Origin of the sequence: Vibrio rarus, assembly GCF_024347075.1 — a bacterium.
GTDB lineage: Bacteria > Pseudomonadota > Gammaproteobacteria > Enterobacterales > Vibrionaceae > Vibrio > Vibrio rarus.
On record NZ_AP024900.1, the window covers coordinates 1,794,046 to 1,812,925 of the forward strand.

The following is an 18,880-nucleotide window of genomic DNA, read 5'->3' on the forward strand; positions in this document are numbered from 1 at the left end:
TGCTCTTCCTTACAAGGGCGCCATTGCTCACACATTTGACCCACTCAACAGGGAAGTTATATAGTTTACCGCCATAAAGACTAGTTACAATTAGTTACACTTTCACATGGCAGTCGTAAATATATGAATATGAGATGGAGTAATATGTATAGCAAAGGATTTACCCTCGTTTTATTAAGCACTCTGATGATGACAGGGTGTGGGCCAAAAGATGAGAAATATGACGAAGTAGCCAAAGACACCAACCAGGTGGCGACTTTTGATATAAATAATCTAAGTAAGACTAAATTCATTTACAGCCACACTATTTCTCAGCTCCCCTCCTATCTTAATAACTCACTTGCTTACGACATTAGACGCCATGCTTCTGTTGGGATCAATTTAGTTAAAGACGGTATTGAGTTACGTGAAATGCCACGTGATTTATACACGGCAGCCAATACACAGGATGTGAAAAATTGGCCATTAGTTCTATTCATTCCCGGCAGTTACATCGACTATAAATGTCAAGAAGACAGCTATGATAAATGTGTGAACAAAGAGGTCGTGAATTCAGACGCCGATGTGCAATGGTATGACAAACATTACTTCATCCCTGATTTTGCTAACATCCAACAATTCACTAAAGAAAAACAGGGCACCAGCGCTCTATTCGATACCTGTATGCAACAACAAGGTGGCGCTACTTTAGTTAAAGATGGTGACTGGAATGGCACAGAAATCGATTTAAAAAATGGCATCATCAACTTTGAATTGGCAAAAAGATACACATTAAGCGACAGCAACGCCTGCCAAGTGTTCTACCGAAATATCGCAGGCTCTGAATCTGGCACAGGTAATGCGGCCAATGGCTTCTCAACCCATGAATTCTACTCTATTGTGGCTAAGTCTAACTTAGATGCTAAAGAGTATACCCCTGTGCCTTATAGCCATGAGGATTTTGCTCGCTTTGGCTTCTTTGACAGTGAAATCGATAATCTTAGCTTCATTTCTGTGCGCAGTCGCAGTCAATTACAAAACGGTCATCGCTACCATGACTATCTCTATCGTTGGAATCCAAAACGAGAAGATATTACCTATTATTTAAGTAACAACTACTATTTGCCTGAAAATAAACCTTATTTAGATTCCGCTAAAAAAACCATTACTGCCATCAATATCGAACTGGCAGAGGCAAAAACAGGCGTACCAAAAATCATCTTGAAAAAACAAGGTGATAAAAGATTTGGTGATCTACGATATAGCTTCATCACACTTGATAATTTTGCTGATAACTACAACTACAGTGGCGCAACAGAATCCATTACCGATACACAAACGGGTGAAATTGTCAGCTCACGTATCGTAATGAATCTACCAATGTTCCGTTCTACTGGTGTGCAATCGCGCTATAAAGTAATAAGCGACACCTTTAAATTCTTAGATGGCCGTCTTGACGCCAGCCAGTTGAGCCAAGAACTCACTAGCGGCAAAGTGACCGACCATCCAGCCAATTCAATGACGGCCACATCAACCAATGCAAGCTATCATTCCTCTAGCGATCAAGACTCTTTAACTGAGACACAACGCAGTAATTTGGCAACATCAACTAAGTTTTATAATGCTCTGCACGGCTTAGAAATGTTTAACTCTGGCTCAAGCCAATTGTCGGCAACTCAGGCGACAGGTGCAGGTGTAGATGCGGCGACGTCTAACGTAAAACAATTAGTACCGCAATTACCGCCTCAACTAGCGACAGAAAAAAAACAGATCATTCCTAAGGATATACAAACCTTCTGGACTGATAACCTTGCGCCAATTTATGGCCCAACGTCCTCTGTATGGGACAATCCAGAATTATGGACAGGTGAACCTAGACACTCAGACATGCTTCCTTATGCTGAGCTTTCTGATGAAAACAAGAGCTTAATTCAAGAGATTACAGGGAACGGCTTTTATTCTGGTATTTTAACTCATGAACTAGGGCACTCTTTTGGTTTACGCCATAACTTCCGCTCTAGTGTTGACTTTGCCCATCACTTTACCAAGAAGTCACCATTTTATGCCTCAGTGCAGCCTAAAATTGATAAAGCACTGGGTGTATCCGGCGAAAAATCGATGCAGATCATCACCCATTACAGCTCGGTTATGGAATACATGCAGGATTCGTCTTTCTACAATCGTATTTATGGTGCCTACGATTTAGCCGCACTGCGTTTTGGCTATGCTCGAGAAATACAACCAGATACTTCGAATAACGATGTATTTGATGTGAACGCTCGCTGGCAGAGCGTTAAACCACACGACACCAGTATTTTGAGTGCATGGAAAAAAGAAATGGTCACTAACCCGTCACTGGGTGGTGGTGCTATTTCTGATTCCGAGCAGATGTACAACATGGAGTCTGTCCGTTATCAATTCTGTAGTGACTCTGACATAGAAACAGATTTTTATTGCAATAAGAGTGATATGGCATTGACGCAATCCAATGCGCCTACCGCACTAAAAAATATTGGTTGGGGATTAGTGGATGGTGTGTTCATCCCATTCATGTACAACAGTGTTGGTGGAAACGGATTATCCGATCTTTCTGCGTTAGGTAAGCTCTTCGATACCGGCGATTACTATACGGCGACCAGCTCCCTAATAAAGATCCGTCATAACATTGCCCGCGCCGCCAATGCAGCCGGTATTTATGATGCAGACGACTATCTAAGCGATACTAACTGTCCTTATAACCCTCAGTATTCCGCGCAAGGGTTAGAGCAGTGCGTACCACTACGAGCAAGTTTAGACGCCACATTACTGCGATCCCTTTCAATCATGGATATTAATGATATCGATGCACGAGTGACGATTTCGCAACGACCTGTACCAGGAGTGTCTACAAGCAGCACCCCTCTTTTAGTCACCGATGTGAATTTAAATGACATCTATAAAGCGGCGACTCAATTGCATATCCCGTACAATCAAGGGAAATCTAAATTCACTAGTTTCAATAGTTTATATACTAACTTCATGGATGAGCAGCATCAGTCGCTATTGTTCAAAGTACTGGTATTAAATAATCCAACGGTGATGCAATTACTACAAGATAAAGGCATTTCTGCCGATGAAGGTACGCTTGCAGTCAATGTCGTACCATCTGGCAACTCGTCGGTAGTAACACCGTTAAATGGTCTTAACTTCCCAAGTGACATTCAGCCTCAAAATGGCAATTTGTATAAAAAATTCGCTCCTGCTTGGCCGATGAAACTTGAGCTAATGAGAGACTTATTACGTTCATCAGATTTAGACCCTATGGATCACTTCTCTAATTATTCAATGGTGGATTATGACCATAAAATGGGGCGTGCTTTAGAAGTCTTTTTGTGTAACTCGGTAATGCATACCGATTACTCGGCTTACCATCTCAGTACGGTTAACAGCCCGTTAACCTACCCTATTGACGTACCTAGACTGCAAAATAACTGCCTGCAAAGCATTATGCAGCACAGTGACATTACCGATGAAGGGGATCTCTCTGGTTCTAAAGCACAAAATGAAGCACCGTATTTCCTAGCTGACAATGCTTCATTCTCGCTTGGATCGTATCTAGCCAATTACATGCGATATAACATCCTCAATAATTATGGCAATGATCCTGCGAATAAATATATTGAACCTGTCATCAAATCAGATTCAAACCAACATTTGTACAAGCATTTCGGCCTAGCCTTTTCTGACGCTTCAGAAGAAGGGATGACATTACGCATCAATTACCTTAAAGCACTTCTAAAACAGGTTGTATTGGCCACTGATGATGGTGTGCAAGGTGGCTATGGTCATAGCAGTGCATGGCGCGAATATGTGTCAGTGCATAAAGATGATGGTCTATATCAAGGCAAGCCACTGTACACATATGATGAAGCCACTCAGCAGTACGCGATGCTAACGGAATGGCGCACCTCAGAAGTGTACGATCCAGATACGGGTAAAAGTGTCTATATTGGCCCACAAAATATTCTCGCAACAAAACTGCGAAACCGTATTCAGGACTCCGTTGTTCAGCTATTTCTGATCAATAAGTCACTCGCAGCCGCTTCACAAGCTGCGGTAAATAACAATGCGCCAACGCAACAAAATACGCCGCAACTACCCAATGCGAACAGCCCTGTTAAGCAAAACGTTCCGCCTCTACCAACAGGTTCGGGTAACTCAGTGCAACAAAATGTTCCGCCTCAACCAGCAAGTGCGGGCAACTCAGTACCGCAAAATGTTCCGCCTCAAACAGCTGGGAACACTCTTACCCAGGCTCAACAACGAGCAATGAAAATGGAAAACCTTGAGTTGCAAATCAAACGTGATAAACATGTGCTGTTTGATCTTCTACCTGAGCTTGATTAAAGGAATATTATAATGAATAAGAATACCTACTTTGTATGCTTTCTTGGGCTTGGGCTGTTAAACGGTTGTGGTGGTGGTGAGTCCACCACTCATGAAGTAAAAGAAAGTGCGCATACTCAGCAATTATTTGCTGCTGTGCCAAGCAATGCTGAGTATCAAACACAAAGTTTAACCACTCGCACCAATAACACACTTTATACCGATGCGGGCCGTTTAGTGCGTTTTGAGCAGCAAGGACATCAGCTATCCTTGGTGGATATCTCTGGCATCAAAAATGGTGCCCTTCGACAAGAGGGCAATTCATTTCTCTATATTCCGCAAACCGCTGATGGGGAAACGAAATCTACAGACTCTTTTGTATATAGTGAGGATGGTGTTAACAAAACTGTCACTGTACAGATTAATGATGACCCAATGTATGCGCAACAGTGGCACCTGCATAATGTCGCGCAAACGGCTTATACCGATATGGATATTCCTGCCGATGGCGAGACCGACATCAATATGAAAAACGCCTTAGCTTCCAGCTATCTTGGACAAGGTGTGACCGTTGGCGTGGTGGATTATGGTGCGGATATTACCCACCCTGACCTAAACGTTGGTAAAGGTTCCCTCAATCTAGGTAGCCCTGTGCCTGCAGCCTCTCAAACTTCTATGCCTGTATTGAACGGGCATGGCACTGCCGTGGCTGGCATTATTGCTGAAAAAGGTTGGAATAATATAGGTGGTCGAGGGGTTGCTCCTGAGGCAAAAATCATCAGCTTTAATTTTCTGGACTCACCACAGAATGCATTAAATTTTGCCCGAAGCCATGGCTTTTCCAATACCACCGCTTCTGCCACTAATAATCTGAACAGCACCGACGATCTGAAAAAAGGGCTTGATAACCTTGCCCGTGTCTATAACGAAAGTTGGGGTACTACGGCTTTATGTACTAATGATACTGACTGGTACTGTTTAAATGAGAAAGCTTTCCTGAGTATTGCTCGTGAGGGGGCTCGTCATGGTTTTAAAGATAAAGGGATTATTTACCTAAAATCATCGGCAAATAATGAACAAGGTTTCGAGTTACACTCTGGATCGGCACAACCGGGATACTACCAACCTAGTGATAGTAAACTGACTGATTTCACTACATTTGACCCTCAGTTGGCACCTAATGTCATCAACCATGGCCTGCCTTTCATTGGGGGGATGCTGAGCTTTTACAAAAACTCACCTTATGTCACTGTCGTCAGTTCAGTCACCGCCCAAGGTAAACAAGCCAGTTATTCAGGCTCTGGTGCAAACGTATTTATTGCTGGCCTTGGTGGTGAAAGACCCTACCCTCGCATCATCACGACGGATGTTCAAGGTTGTAATGAAAGCATCGGCTTTGCTAATTTCACCACCCGAGATACCTTTGTAGATAGCTTTAACCAAGGGCTATACGCAGAGAATCAGAACTGTGATTACAATGCAGAAATGGATGGTACTTCTGCTGCTACGCCCGTTGTGGCAGGGGCTGTTGCCGATATATTATCCGTAAACCCAGATCTTTCATGGCGTGATATTCGCAATATCCTTGCGCACACCGCTAAGAAAGTCGATCCACAAAGTAAAGCGGTGACTCTTCCTCTTAAAGATGGTGAATTAACCGCACAATTGGGCTGGGTGACTAACGCTGCCGGTTTGCATTTCAACAATAAATACGGCTTTGGTCTGGTGGATATCGATAAAGCCATTGCAATGGCTAAAACTTACTCCCCTAAAACTTTAGGTTCTCTCGTTGAGTTTGCAAAAGTACGTTCAAAAGATATGGATAAAACCATTCCTGATGCCAGTGCAAAAGGTCTAAAAGAGCAAATTACTGTCTCTGATTCTGCCGTGGTTGAAACCGTTTCCTTATACGTCAATATTGAACATGAAAGACTCAATGATGTGCAAGTTGAGTTGATCTCACCGAAAGGTACTCATGCTATCGCATTAAACCCGTATAACGGCATTCCAAAACAAAACAGTAGCTTACCGCTAAGTTATACCTTTAATATCAATACCTTCTGGGGAGAACCTATGCAAGGTGAATGGACGCTTAGAGTCTTTGATGCTAATGACGGTACCTACTCTCAAAAAATGGGCAAGACCGGCGTCGATCTTAATCCAGATCTGATAAAAGCTGACAATAATAGCAAGCTAGGTGTTGTGCATGATTGGTCTATTCAAATCAATGGTCATAAAGGAGCATAAAATGAAATCAATATTTAAAGTTCTAGCATTGGCTGTGCTTTTTTCTGGGTCTGCTCAGGCTGCCTATCAGATAAAAACAGATCAAGGTTTTGTCACATCAAAGCACATATACAGTGGCGATATTATCCGAACCTCACCAACTAGCACACCCTATACAGCCAGTGGTGAGATTATTGTTACTGTAAAAAAACCAGCACTAAGCGAATTGTTAAATTCCGTTTCAAAACTGGGTGGACAACTGGTATTTTCGGTAGAAAAAGATGCGGATAACCAGTTAGTGGTGGTCAATGGTGGTATTAGTGACTTACTGGGGCTTTGTAATGCACTGAGTTCTATTGACGGTGTGACGCAAGCAGGTATAGCGCCAACATCGCAACTCACCGCTCAATAGCCAGCACTTTAAGTTAAAAACTGTCAAACGGATTCTCTCGAACTAAACTCAATGACTAAGCTTATAAAAAAGTAGGCTTAGTCAACCTAACTAGGCATGAGATGTCGCACCATGTTGCATCTGCGCTTTTTATTAGGTGGCTTTCCCCTTATGGATAGCGTTTAGGAGAGAATCCATGCCTTACTTTAACACCCCTTTACCTGTAATGATTGGTCTACTGTCGATGCCCACAGTCGCCATCGAAGCTCCCCTTCCTATCAACACCTTTTATGATTACCAGTTATACTCTCCTAGTAGCCAATACACGCCTTTAAACGCTCTTTCAGATGAACTGCTAAGTGCCGATGTTATTTTAGTGGGAGAATGGCATAGCCACTCAGCCATACATCGTTTTCAGTCGGATTTTTATCAAGCATTATTGAATGCCAATAGCCGTGTGACTTTATCCATGGAACAGTTTAGTCGTCCAGCCCAGCCGACAATCAATCGTTACCTCGAAGGGAAAATAGGGGAACTTGCCTTTATTGCTCATAGCAATGCATGGCCTAACTATACCAGCGATTACCGCTCCCTCGTAGAACAAGCTAAATCGGCAACCATGCCCGTCATTGCCGCCAATGCATCACGAGATATTGTACGCTGCATTAGTAAAGTCGGCGTTGACTACCTCAAAACACTGGATAACACACAACAACAGCATGTTGCTACCCACTTAGACACCTCTGACAGGCCATACAAAAAGCAATTTATGGAAACAATGCAAGGCATGGATAAAAACAGAGTCGAACATATGTATGCCGCACAGATAGCCTGGGATGAAACGATGGCCGAAAGTATCGCCATGCACATTCAACAGCACCCTTCTCATCAAGTCATGCATGTTGCTGGTAAATATCACGTAGCAAACGGTATGGGGATTGCGCATTCACTGCACAAACGCGCGCCTAAGCTCAAGATAGTATTAATCACTCCTGTCACTAAAGACTTTCAGGTACATGGCACATCCCCCTACCCTGAATACACCTTACTCGTCAGGTCGCTTCCGCCACAAGTGGTCAATAACAATGGCTCTTATGGATCTCACCCCTCTTACTCAGCCCATGATATTCACTGTAATTAATCAAGTGTTCATAAACACAATTTCACTCGTCATTATTTACATTTAAGATCAAAAAATCATTTAACCTCAAACTAAAGAGATTAAATGATTTATATTTTTATTATGACAGGGGTAGGCAGGGCAACCGCATGAGTGCCTAGTTTTTAGTCAGCGATCTAAATCCAGCATTAAGGACTGCCTCTAACATTGATGTATTCATCATACAGCGCTTCTGTTTTCCAACGATACTTAGCTTTGTTGGCTCTGAGCGCAACATGTTTAAACTGATATGTCTCAGGCACGATAAGTTTTCAGCGCCGTGCTCTTTGTATATTTGGCATTCATCTTCTTTCATCGTGACATCGAGCACCCAGTGCATAGATTCAATACCCCAGTGTCCCGCACAGCCGAAGCGGCTTGCTCTGCACTTAATTTCTTTGAACTGATGTAATATCGATATTCAAGGCCTACTGATTTACTTTTTTCATATCGAAAGCTCTCGATCATCACTATCGATTTAAGGTTTTCCAGCGAGTAAAGTTTCCGTTAAGTCGCGTACTATCAAGTACATAGCATTTTCTTGATTCAACTCGACCATAATTTCTCTCTAGTTCAATGCTCTCAGGTGAACTATAACGTTGCTCTGAAAGGCCGTTTCAACTGCTTTTCTAAGGGTGCTTTGATTGCTTTTAACCGCAAGTAAGTAATCACCGCCTTGCTGAATAATGGTCTTAGCAATCTCAGTTTGGCATGCCATTGCATCGATGGTAACTAAAGCCCCTTTAATATCAAGGAGCCTGATAAGTTCAGGGATCGCTGTAATTTCGTTACTTTTCTGCTCAGTTTTAAGTTGACCAAATACTAGGTTATTTGAAGATGAATAAGCACTGATCATATGTATTGTGCTTGATCTATCATCACGGTTGTACGAACCTCGAAGGGTTTTGCCGTCAATGGCAACCACTTGTCCATCAGTAAGAGTATGGACTGCCGCCATCTAGTTAATAAAGCATTCATGGAATGGCTCGATCTTAGAAATTATGCGGGCGATGGTGTCATCAGCAAGGATCCCATTGATAAGCATATCATTACGTTTAAACCAGTCATGATGTCCAAGAACATATTCACGAATATCAAACCAACCTTTAGCCCCACCAATTATGGCACACAGAGAACCAAACAGTACCTCAAATAGGCAATACGTAACCTTTGCACTTTGGCGTTTGTCAGTGACTGCGTGAAAGTGTTCTTTTAATTCGTCAATATGCATGTTCATTGGGTCTCTCGTTAAAAAGAGAGTATAAGATCACAGCTAAATGTGATCGTCAAATTGATCGCTTCAAGTGATTAAAAAACGTTTGCGATCTTACCCTGCTTAAAGGTGTGAAGATGACCTTTCAAAGGTTATTGTTGCTCTGATTCTGGCTCCTTTATAGATAACTTACATACACCAGATATTCCAGTCAGCGTGATTCCTATCCAGAATAAAACGGGGATAGACTCAAATTCGCAAAACCAACCATCATTATTCAGTAAACATTCAGGAAAAGTAATAAAAGGATTAGAATCAGTCCCCCCATAATTAAAATTCCACATAAGAAGAGAAAGAATTAGAGTTACTATGCCAATCCTAAGGAGGTTAGTGAATAGTTTTGTTATATCTAACATTTTATATTAAATCCCCATCAATAAGAACAGGTACCGATAATAGCACCCAAGTTTAAGTCTGTCACTAACCACTAGGTTCTATTGGCGTTATAGTAAATGAATGAATAAGCTATTCGACAAGATGAATATAAATTATAAATAAGTTGATTAACATATTTCATATAATTTCCTTGGAATATTTAACGTTATGTATCAATTAAATTTGGACACACTAAAATGAAACTTAACCAATATCTCAATAAAATATCACATGGCAATACGATCAACTTGGAATGCTTTCTCCCGATTTCAGATAATAACTGCGACATTCATGGAAAGGCATAGAAGAGGAAGCCAACTGCCGAAAGTGGTACGCTCTTCTCGCCAAAGAAACAAGCAGAACTACTATGAATTATCAGCAGTTGACCGAGGGAAGAAGATATCAAATTTCTGCCCTTTTGGAACGGGGAATTTCAATATCTGAAATTGCTAAGACAGTTAAATGCCATCGCTCAACCGTTTATCGAGAGCTGAAACGATGTAGCAAGAAAGAACAATATCGGCCAGACAAAGCACATCATCAATCAATAGAAAAACGACGGCAAGCCCGTAAGTATCAAGTACCTCAATCGCGTATAGATTTTATTGAGGTTCTGTTGTCTATCGATTGGAGTCCAGAGCAAATATCTAATGTCTTAACCCGCGCAGGGGCTAAAGTGAGCCATGAGTGGATTTACCGATTCGTCGCTCGTAATAAGCGACAAGGTGGAAAGCTATTTAAGCACTTGCGCCAAGGCCATAAGCGGTATCGACGGGGCAAGACAGAGAAAGCACCTGCAATCAAAAACGCAGTTTCAATAGATGAAAGGCCTGACATTGTTGATAGTCGTGAACGCTTTGGTGACTGGGAAATTGATACGGTCTTAGGCAAGCATGGAACGGGGGCAATTGTCACTCTCTTAGAGCGTCAAACGCGTTTTTATCTGACACAGAAAGTGCCCTCTAAGTCAGCAAAAGACGTGACTAACGCAACCATAGCAATGCTGATGCCTTATAAAGCGTTCGTTCATACTATTACCGCAGATAATGGTCGTGAGTTTGCAGGTCATGAAGAAATAGCACGGGCATTAGAAACCGACGTGTACTTCGCACACCCTTACAGCTCTTGTGAACGAGGAGCGAATGAAAATGCTAACGGCCTGTTGAGACAGTACGTAAAGAAAGGAACAGATCTAAGAACGGTTAGTGATGATGATATTGAAAGGGCGCAACAACGAATTAATTATCGTCCAAAAAAGTGTTTAGGGTTCAAGCAACCTGCTGTCATTTTTAGAGAAATGATGGAGGCTACTTGAATATTAAGAATGTCGCACTTCGGAGTTGAATTCGGGCATAAGCATGTAATTGGCATTTGGAATGTATCTTTGCAAATTTGAGGTGATAACCAGATTTCAATGCTATTGAAATCGCACATAAATGATTGGTTGTATATTATTTAATTCATGTGTTGATTATGTAATCTATATTATGCAGACGTGCTCATATTGTTTTATAAAGTCAGCTCTCTGTAACTCACTTTATAAGCTCTAAAAGTTAAATGAGATTGAATCATAATCTAGAAAAGTATCTTAAGGGGGAGAGAACTATTTGACGCCCCATTCATCAATTCAACTGCGTGAACAAATATGAAACGTCATGATTAAGCTGATTTTTACTCTATTTAGTCATCTAATCAAGCAACAACCTAGTTAGGTTCGGGTAAATTTTGAATGTGGTCTTCCCAATTAATCACATCGATTTCATACACTATTTTATTGCGTACGCTTTCCCCGGCAGCATGCATGGCCGATTTTGAACCGTGTATTAGCGGGTGCCAAGAAGGGAGAGGATGACCTTCCGATAATAAGCGGTAGGCACAAGTCTCTGGTAACCAGTTAAACTCATCAATTTTATCACGAGTCAGTTTTAAACAAGATTCGCCGGAATCAAAGCGGTGCTCATAGTCATTACAGCGGCATGTCTTACTGTTTAACAAACTGCAAGCAACGTTGGTGTAGTAAACTACGTCACTGTCTTCATCCATCAATTTATGTAGGCAACACTTACCACAGCCATCACAAAGCGCTTCCCATTCTTGTTCGCTCATTTGTTCTAGGGTTTTTGTTTGCCAAAATGGAGAAGTCATCATTTATTTACCGTCGTGAACTTGGAGGCGTTTTATACCTATTTGACGCCTAAAATACAAGCACAAACGACAATCAAGGACTTACAAGTATAGTTTTCACTGTTTGAGTAAAACATCTTTCAATCCTAGTAAATATGGCGATAATCCTCCCTTTAAATTATTGAGAACAACGGTATGGAATGTCGACTGTATTGCGGGGCGTGCTGTATTGCACCCAGTATCTCTAGTGGTTTCCCGCTACACCCACATGGGAAAAAAGCAGGTGAACGTTGTAAGCAACTCACCGATGACAATCTATGCAAGCTATTTGGCAAAAAAGAACGTCCTGATGTTTGCCATGATTTCAAAGCTGCAAAATGGGTTTGCGGTGAAGACTCCAAACAAGCTATTGAGATCCTTACAGAACTTGAATACATTACCGCCTGAATAAATATTCACGGAAACTTTGCCTATATGGCAAATAGCGTATATTTTTAGTTCAGAACTCAATCAGATTCAAAGGACGTTTTATGAATAAATACATGGCTGAGCTAATTGGCACATTTTGGTTAGTGCTAGGCGGTTGTGGTAGTGCTGTGTTAGCGGCTGGCATTCCGGATTTAGGTATTGGATACCTAGGTGTCGCTCTTGCATTCGGTTTAACAGTGGTGACTATGGCGTTTGCTATTGGTCATATCTCAGGTTGTCACCTAAACCCCGCAGTTACAATTGGGCTATGGGCAGGCGGTCGTCATGAAGCTAAAGAGGTTATCCCTTACATTGTTGCCCAAGTAATTGGTGGCATCATAGCGGGTGGCGTTTTATACATCATTGCCACTGGTAAAGCGGGCGCGGATATTGGTGGCTTCGCAACTAATGGTTATGGAGAGCACTCTCCGCACGGTTACAGCATGCTAGCGGCGCTAGTGACTGAAATCACCCTAACTGCGGTATTCTTGTTTGTGATTATGGGCGCAACCGATAAACGCGCTCCAGCAGGTTTTGCACCACTTGCCATCGGCCTTTGCTTAACCCTAATCCACCTTATCAGTATTCCGGTAACCAACACTTCTGTTAACCCTGCTCGTAGTACGGCGGTTGCAGTGTATGTGGGTGATTACGCACTGAGCCAATTATGGCTATTCTGGGTTGCCCCTATTATCGGCGGTATTATTGGTGCAATTGTGTATAAAGCTGTAGCTGAGAAAGAATAATTATTTAAGTCGCATAGAGATAAAAAAGGCCGTTTAGTCAAACACTAAACGGCCTTTTTATTGGTTTGGTATTACAGCTTATGTCGCCCTAATAAAGAGTGAGAGAGGGTTGTGCCATCCACTAACTCTAACTCACCGCCCACAGGCACTCCATGAGCGATTCGAGAGGCGCTCACTTGGTGGATATGACATAGCTCTGCAATATACTGTGCGGTGGCTTCCCCTTCGACGGTTGGGTTGGTCGCCAGTATCACTTCGCTAATACCGCCTTCTTGGAGGGTAAAGTCCAATTTATCCAAGCCAATGTCGCTAGGGCCAATGCCATCAAGGGGAGATAAGTGTCCCATCAATACAAAGTAGCGCCCTGAATACTGACCTGTCGCCTCTACCGCGGCAATATCAGCTGGACTTTCAACCACACAAATTTGTCCGGTTTGCTGTCTTTTTGGGTTGCTGCATATATTACAAATGTCGTTTTCGGTAAAGGTTCTGCATTCGCTACAGTGCCCTACTTCCGTCATTGCCTGACTGAGAGCATCCGCGAGTTTCACCCCACCACTTCGGTTTCGTTGCAATAAATGAAAGGCCATACGTTGTGCCGATTTGGGGCCAACCCCAGGTAGACATCGTAAGGCCTCCATCAATTGCTCCAGCATATTACTGGTACGCATTAAATTAAGTTCTGCGTCTTAGAAAGGCATTTTCATGCCTGGTGGTAATTGCATACCGCCAGTCACTGATGCCATTTTTTCTTTTTGCGCTTCTTCAACACGACGTGCGGCATCGTTAAATGCTGCTGCAATCAGATCTTCAAGCATTTCTTTGTCGTCTTCCATCAAGCTTTCGTCGATGTCAACGCGACGCACATTGTGGCTACCAGTGATAGTCACTTTCACAAGGCCCGCACCGGATTCACCGGTCACTTCCATTTGTGCGATTTCTTCTTGAACTTTAGCCATACGATCTTGCATTTGCTGGGCTTGCTTCATTAAGTTGCCCATACCGCCTTTTCCAAACATTTTGCATCTCTCTATGATATCGGTATTGTGTACTATAACTGTAAATGGGGCTCGATCTGACCCATTTCAACCCTAAATAGGACGAACACTTTCTTTATCGAGCTCCGCTGAAAAGCGAGCCTCAATAAATTGAATATGCGCATCGTTTTCTAAACTGTGGAACGCATTGTGTAACTTACTTTGATACAAGCTTTCACGCAATTCCAGAGGTGTTTGACCTTTCTCACTCACCTGAATATTAATTGAACGCTGTTGCTCCATTGAAGCGGACATCGCCTGTATCAGTTCATCCCGAGACTTTTCACTGTTTAAGTGTTTTTGGCTTGCCCTTAAATGCAAAGTGATACTGGTTTCATCTTCTTCATAGTGAGAGTTTAGCGCCAGTTGTTGCACAAGCTTGCCCACTTGCAAGGTATTAATCACCGCACTCCAATTATCAACCGCTACCGACTCTTGAAGTAACTTAGCCTGCATTTCAGGGGTTTTCTCATGCTGTAATGCTTTTTTCAATAATGCAGGCGTCACCGTTGCCGGTTTTTGTTGCACCGTTTCTTTTGCGGAAGCCTGCCACTGATAAGGCTGATTACGAGTATCTGCTTCTTGCTGCAACACTGACTTTGAAGGCGCTTTTGGCGGGTGCTGTTGAGTCACACGCTGTAAAACACTCTCTTTTTTATGACGTGTCGGTGTTGCATCACCCTTTTTTGCGCTGTCATCCTGCTGCGTTGATTTATTTTGGCGCTTAGAACGCAGTTGATGACGTAAACCCACCAAAGGATTATGACTTGCCTTGTTGGCTTGCACTGGCTCCTGATTAGGTGCCGTGTGAGTTTCGGGCTGAGAAGATAGCGAAGCGGTATGCTCTGCCACCGGTTGCGACGGTTCAGTATTGCCTATAGGCGCACTCACTGCGGGCTGTTGCAATACCTTTTTCACCTGTTGTACCGGCGATGGCTTATCTATTACTGGCGTGGCGTCCACTACCGGCAACGACTGCGGTGCGTTACTCACAGGCTCGCTTTGGGTAGAAATACGATTAGCGGATGCTAATTTTTGCGGAGTAAAAGCCAACATACGTAGCAAGGTCATTTCTGCCCCGGCACGCTCTGTGGGAGCTAAAGGTAATTCGTTGCGACCTTTGAGAGCAATTTGATAGTACAGTTGCACTTCTTGAGGCGCAATAACAGCCGCAAGATGTTCGATTCTTTCTTTATCTTGATGAGCAGGGTCCAGTGTTTCTGGAAGCGCTTGGAACATGGCAATGCGATGCAGTTGCATGGCCAACTCTTGCAATAAACCGTCCCAATCAACCCCATTTGTGGCTAACTGGTGCAAGGCGGCTAAAGTGGCAGAGGCTTGTCTATTGACCATGGCATCGATCAAATACAGGGCTTGTTCGCTATCTAATGTGCCGAGCATGCTTGCTACTTGCTCGGTCAACACAGAACCATTACCAAGGGCAATGGCTTGATCCGCCAAGCTTAATGCGTCACGCATACTGCCGTCTGCCGCATGGGCCAACATGCCTAGAGCTCGTTCTTCTCGGTTAATCTGCTCCTGCTCTAAAACATGGTCAAGCTGTTGATGTATGGCATCAACATTAATCGGTTTTAGATGAAATTGCAGACAACGTGACAAGATAGTGACGGGTAACTTTTGTGGATCGGTAGTGGCCAGCAAAAACTTCACGTATTCTGGGGGTTCTTCTAAGGTTTTCAACAAGGCATTAAAGCTGTGTTTTGACAGCATATGCACTTCATCGATTAAATAAACCTTGAATCGCCCTCTAGCAGGCTTGTATTGAACGTTATCTAAAAGATCCCGAGTATCCTCAACTTTAGTACGAGAAGCGGCATCGATTTCTAATAGATCAACAAAGCGACCTTGATCTATTTCAACGCAGCTCTGGCATTCTCCACAAGGGGTAGACGTAATGCCTGTTTCACAGTTCAATCCCTTTGCCAGTAAGCGACCAATGGTCGTTTTACCCACACCTCGAGTGCCACTGAATAGGTAGGCATGATGCAATCGGTTTTGATCAAGGGCATTTTCTAATGCGGTTAAAACATGCTCTTGCCCAACGACTTCTTTAAATCGTTTAGGACGCCACTTACGCGCTAATGCTAAATAACTCATTAATAATCCTGATAGAAGACAGCAGATTAATGCCCATCAAACTCACAAAGACTGAACACTTCGATGTCCATTTTTTGAATACGTTTATCACCGCCAAGCTCTGGCAGGTTAATCACAAAAGCGGCATGTTCAACCACACCACCCAATTGACGAATCAGTTTCGCTGTTGCTTCGATGGTTCCACCTGTTGCCAGTAGATCATCCACCATTAGCACTTTATCACCAGCAACAATGGCATCGGTATGGATCTCTAAAACGTCCGTACCGTATTCTAATTGATAGGATTGAGAGATGGTTTGACGAGGTAATTTACCCGGTTTACGTACCGGCACAAAACCCACGCCTAACTCTAACGCTAAGGGAGCACCAAATAAGAATCCACGAGCTTCTGTTCCGACAATTTTAGTAAAGCCCATATCTTTGTATTGCTCAATGAACATGTCAATGGTGGCTTTATAAGCGGTGGCATCTTCCATCAAGCTAGTGACATCTCGGAACAGAATACCCGGTTTTGGGTAATCTGAAATGCTTTTAATACTTGCTTTAACCAAAGATTGTTTTTCAATATTCATAATTATTCTTACTGTTAGGTTCAGAGCCTATCCGTAAAGTACCGTTAGTGGTTTACCGCTGTCAGGAGACGCTCAATGCCTTTACCTAGGGTAAAGAGGTAAGCTGGACTCATTGTCATTGACTTTCGGAATGGGTTTGATTGATATCAATTAATAGGTAAGTGTGTGCATGAATAATGACCACAACTCTTTCAAATTGACATAAGTGGATGACATGGTAGTAATATTATCAATTTTGAGCAAGTCACTCTTTGGAGTACCTCAAGTTTTCTCTGTTTAATTACTGTGTTGGCTCAGGTAATCGATAGAGCCAGGTCAGTAAAATCACCATCATAGTCCCTAATAAGCACTTCACCCACATCAGGGGCACCACTGTAATAGACAGAGCAAAGCTGAGCACGATAAACAGATAGGCTTTGCGTTTGACAGAATGATGCATGCCTCGATGCGTTTGCCAATGGTCAATAATGGGGCCAAATGTCGCGTTAGAACGTAGTTTTTGATTCAGTCGCGGAGAGCTTTTCATAAAACAAGCGCTGGCCAGTAACACAAAAGGCGTAGTAGGAAGCAAAGGCAACACAGCGCCAGCAATGCCCAATGCAAGGCATATTACTCCCGAGCACAACAAAACGACTCTTTTAAGGGAAGCGCCAACCGTGTCCACAGAACTGTTTACCGAATTATCCACTGATTTAGCACCACATAATTAACGAGTCAACCACATCATAGTTGGCAGAATATCCGAACTGAATAGAAAAAAACAGTCTCTTAGATTAACTGCGCCCTTCTATAACAATTTGCGCGCTCGCATGAGGCAAACCACTTAGTCGCAACGTATTTTTCCCACGGTTGTGTAAAGAAAAACACTGTACTTGCACTGTGTCCTGCGCACCTAAACTGGCACGCTCAACTAACGTTTGTTGAGAATCTGAATGACACCAAGCGCCATCAATACCAGCACTTAAAATATGACACTCTTGATTAGGGAAGTCTGCCAACCCAATAATGGCATTAATGGGTTCGCCACAATCGGCGTAACGTATACCTTTTTCAATGTTTTGCACTAGTTCCTGAATATGAAATGCCTGCCCTTCTTGGTGACGAATATAATCATTAAATAGAGCTCTCACCAATAAACTGGTGGGTACAGCGTATTGTTGCGGGGAGTTTGTATCCAAAACATAAAATAAAAATTGCCCGTTCATACTCCATGTATAATCGTAAACCAACGGCATAATATCGAGACTTTGTAGCACTCTAAAGTGACAGTGCCACACCCCTTGGCTAGTCTGTGGCTCGGGAATTAACGCTTGTAGCAGATCCCTTGAAATACTTGGGTGTTGGTGAAGATACTGTAAATGCCAATGAAGCTCTTGTTCTTCAGGTAATTTCCCTTGATGATCTAATTGAAACCATTGACTGGTAAAATCGCGCCCGCCTATTGCCGAATCTTTCGCTTCTTTTAATGTAGTGGCCACCGTTTTAAGCAAATGACTCGGATCAATAATGGGCTTAGTCACAAAATCTTTTATACCAAATTTTAAGGCTTTCGCCACCACGGACATTTTTTCCGTGCCGGAAATAACGATCATCGGCAAGGATGGGTATTGATGACTGACCTCTTCGACAAATTCAATCCCATTTAATAACGGCATTTCTATGTCACATATCACTAAATCTGGCACATGTTGCGAAAGATGCTGCAATCCTTCTAAACCATTTGCAGCTTCAAACACTTCATAATGTTGGCTTTCAAGCAACGAAGTGACAAGTTTTCTAAATACAGGGTCATCATCCAATATCAAAACATCGGATATTTGTTTACAATTCATCTGTCTGTCCAATAAGATACTTCCTTGGTGCACTTTATACTCTTTACGTCTTCGTTATTTGCTATAACATTAGATGTCAGAGGTAATAATAACAAAGATAAATCATTAATTTTAACGACAAACCATCAAAACTGATTGATAATAAACATCTAATCATCTGACTAATGGGCTAATCCCCCCATAATTGTGAGCGCATATCTAGATCATGAAAGATA

At 42.6% G+C, this 18,880-nt stretch carries 14 protein-coding genes and 1 pseudogene; 7 read left to right on the forward strand and 8 right to left on the reverse strand.

What is annotated here, in order from left to right; translation table 11 throughout:
- Window positions 1–144 precede the first annotated feature (144 nt).
- The 4 genes from OCU56_RS08220 (at window position 145) to OCU56_RS08235 (ending at window position 8,102) form a co-directional block, all read left to right on the forward strand.
- Window positions 145–4,365 (forward strand): hypothetical protein, encoded by a 4,221-nt coding sequence (locus tag OCU56_RS08220; RefSeq protein WP_261872750.1) that lies wholly within the window; start codon window positions 145–147, stop codon window positions 4,363–4,365.
- Between the two features lie 12 nt (window positions 4,366–4,377).
- Window positions 4,378–6,591 carry a S8 family serine peptidase gene (locus OCU56_RS08225; RefSeq protein ID WP_261872751.1) on the forward strand — a complete coding sequence of 738 codons (2,214 nt, stop codon included), beginning with the start codon at window positions 4,378–4,380 and terminating at the stop codon, window positions 6,589–6,591.
- 1 nt (window position 6,592) lies between these two features.
- Window positions 6,593–6,982 (forward strand): hypothetical protein, encoded by a 390-nt coding sequence (locus tag OCU56_RS08230; protein ID WP_261872752.1) that lies wholly within the window; start codon window positions 6,593–6,595, stop codon window positions 6,980–6,982.
- A gap of 175 nt (window positions 6,983–7,157) precedes the next feature.
- The gene (locus tag OCU56_RS08235) at window positions 7,158–8,102 is read left to right on the forward strand and encodes a ChaN family lipoprotein (RefSeq protein ID WP_261872753.1); all 945 of its coding nucleotides are present in this window, start codon (window positions 7,158–7,160) and stop codon (window positions 8,100–8,102) included.
- A gap of 136 nt (window positions 8,103–8,238) precedes the next feature.
- Here the strand turns inward: OCU56_RS08235 and OCU56_RS08240 are convergent.
- Window positions 8,239–9,351, reverse strand: a pseudogene (locus tag OCU56_RS08240) (ISAs1 family transposase).
- A gap of 784 nt (window positions 9,352–10,135) precedes the next feature.
- Here OCU56_RS08240 and OCU56_RS08245 point away from each other — a divergent pair.
- On the forward strand, window positions 10,136–11,083 hold the full coding sequence (locus OCU56_RS08245; protein ID WP_261872596.1) for an IS30 family transposase: 948 nt from the start codon (window positions 10,136–10,138) through the stop codon (window positions 11,081–11,083).
- 389 nt (window positions 11,084–11,472) lie between these two features.
- On the opposite strand, the gene OCU56_RS08250 is transcribed toward OCU56_RS08245, so the two are convergent.
- On the reverse strand, window positions 11,473–11,913 hold the full coding sequence (locus OCU56_RS08250) for a YcgN family cysteine cluster protein (protein WP_315973183.1): 441 nt from the start codon (window positions 11,911–11,913) through the stop codon (window positions 11,473–11,475).
- Window positions 11,914–12,087: 174 nt separating this feature from the next.
- Here OCU56_RS08250 and OCU56_RS08255 point away from each other — a divergent pair, with 174 nt between their 5' ends.
- Both OCU56_RS08255 and aqpZ read left to right on the forward strand, forming a co-directional pair.
- Complete coding sequence (locus OCU56_RS08255; protein WP_261872755.1) at window positions 12,088–12,339, forward strand: YkgJ family cysteine cluster protein; 252 nt, start codon at window positions 12,088–12,090, stop codon at window positions 12,337–12,339.
- Between the two features lie 83 nt (window positions 12,340–12,422).
- Window positions 12,423–13,106, forward strand: a complete 684-nt coding sequence (gene aqpZ / locus OCU56_RS08260) for an aquaporin Z (protein WP_261872756.1) — start codon at window positions 12,423–12,425, stop codon at window positions 13,104–13,106.
- 71 nt (window positions 13,107–13,177) lie between these two features.
- On the opposite strand, the gene recR is transcribed toward aqpZ, so the two are convergent.
- The 6 genes from recR to OCU56_RS08290 form a co-directional block, all read right to left on the reverse strand.
- Window positions 13,178–13,777, reverse strand: a complete 600-nt coding sequence (gene recR / locus OCU56_RS08265; RefSeq protein WP_261872757.1) for a recombination mediator RecR — start codon at window positions 13,775–13,777, stop codon at window positions 13,178–13,180.
- A gap of 18 nt (window positions 13,778–13,795) precedes the next feature.
- Complete coding sequence (locus OCU56_RS08270; RefSeq protein ID WP_261872758.1) at window positions 13,796–14,125, reverse strand: YbaB/EbfC family nucleoid-associated protein; 330 nt, start codon at window positions 14,123–14,125, stop codon at window positions 13,796–13,798.
- 72 nt (window positions 14,126–14,197) lie between these two features.
- Complete coding sequence (gene dnaX / locus OCU56_RS08275) at window positions 14,198–16,261, reverse strand: DNA polymerase III subunit gamma/tau (RefSeq protein WP_261872759.1); 2,064 nt, start codon at window positions 16,259–16,261, stop codon at window positions 14,198–14,200.
- 26 nt (window positions 16,262–16,287) lie between these two features.
- Complete coding sequence (gene apt / locus OCU56_RS08280; protein ID WP_261872760.1) at window positions 16,288–16,833, reverse strand: adenine phosphoribosyltransferase; 546 nt, start codon at window positions 16,831–16,833, stop codon at window positions 16,288–16,290.
- A gap of 280 nt (window positions 16,834–17,113) precedes the next feature.
- Window positions 17,114–17,521 (reverse strand): YbaN family protein, encoded by a 408-nt coding sequence (locus OCU56_RS08285; RefSeq protein WP_390904830.1) that lies wholly within the window; start codon window positions 17,519–17,521, stop codon window positions 17,114–17,116.
- Between the two features lie 85 nt (window positions 17,522–17,606).
- On the reverse strand, window positions 17,607–18,665 hold the full coding sequence (locus OCU56_RS08290; RefSeq protein WP_261872761.1) for a response regulator: 1,059 nt from the start codon (window positions 18,663–18,665) through the stop codon (window positions 17,607–17,609).
- Window positions 18,666–18,880: the final 215 nt, after the last annotated feature.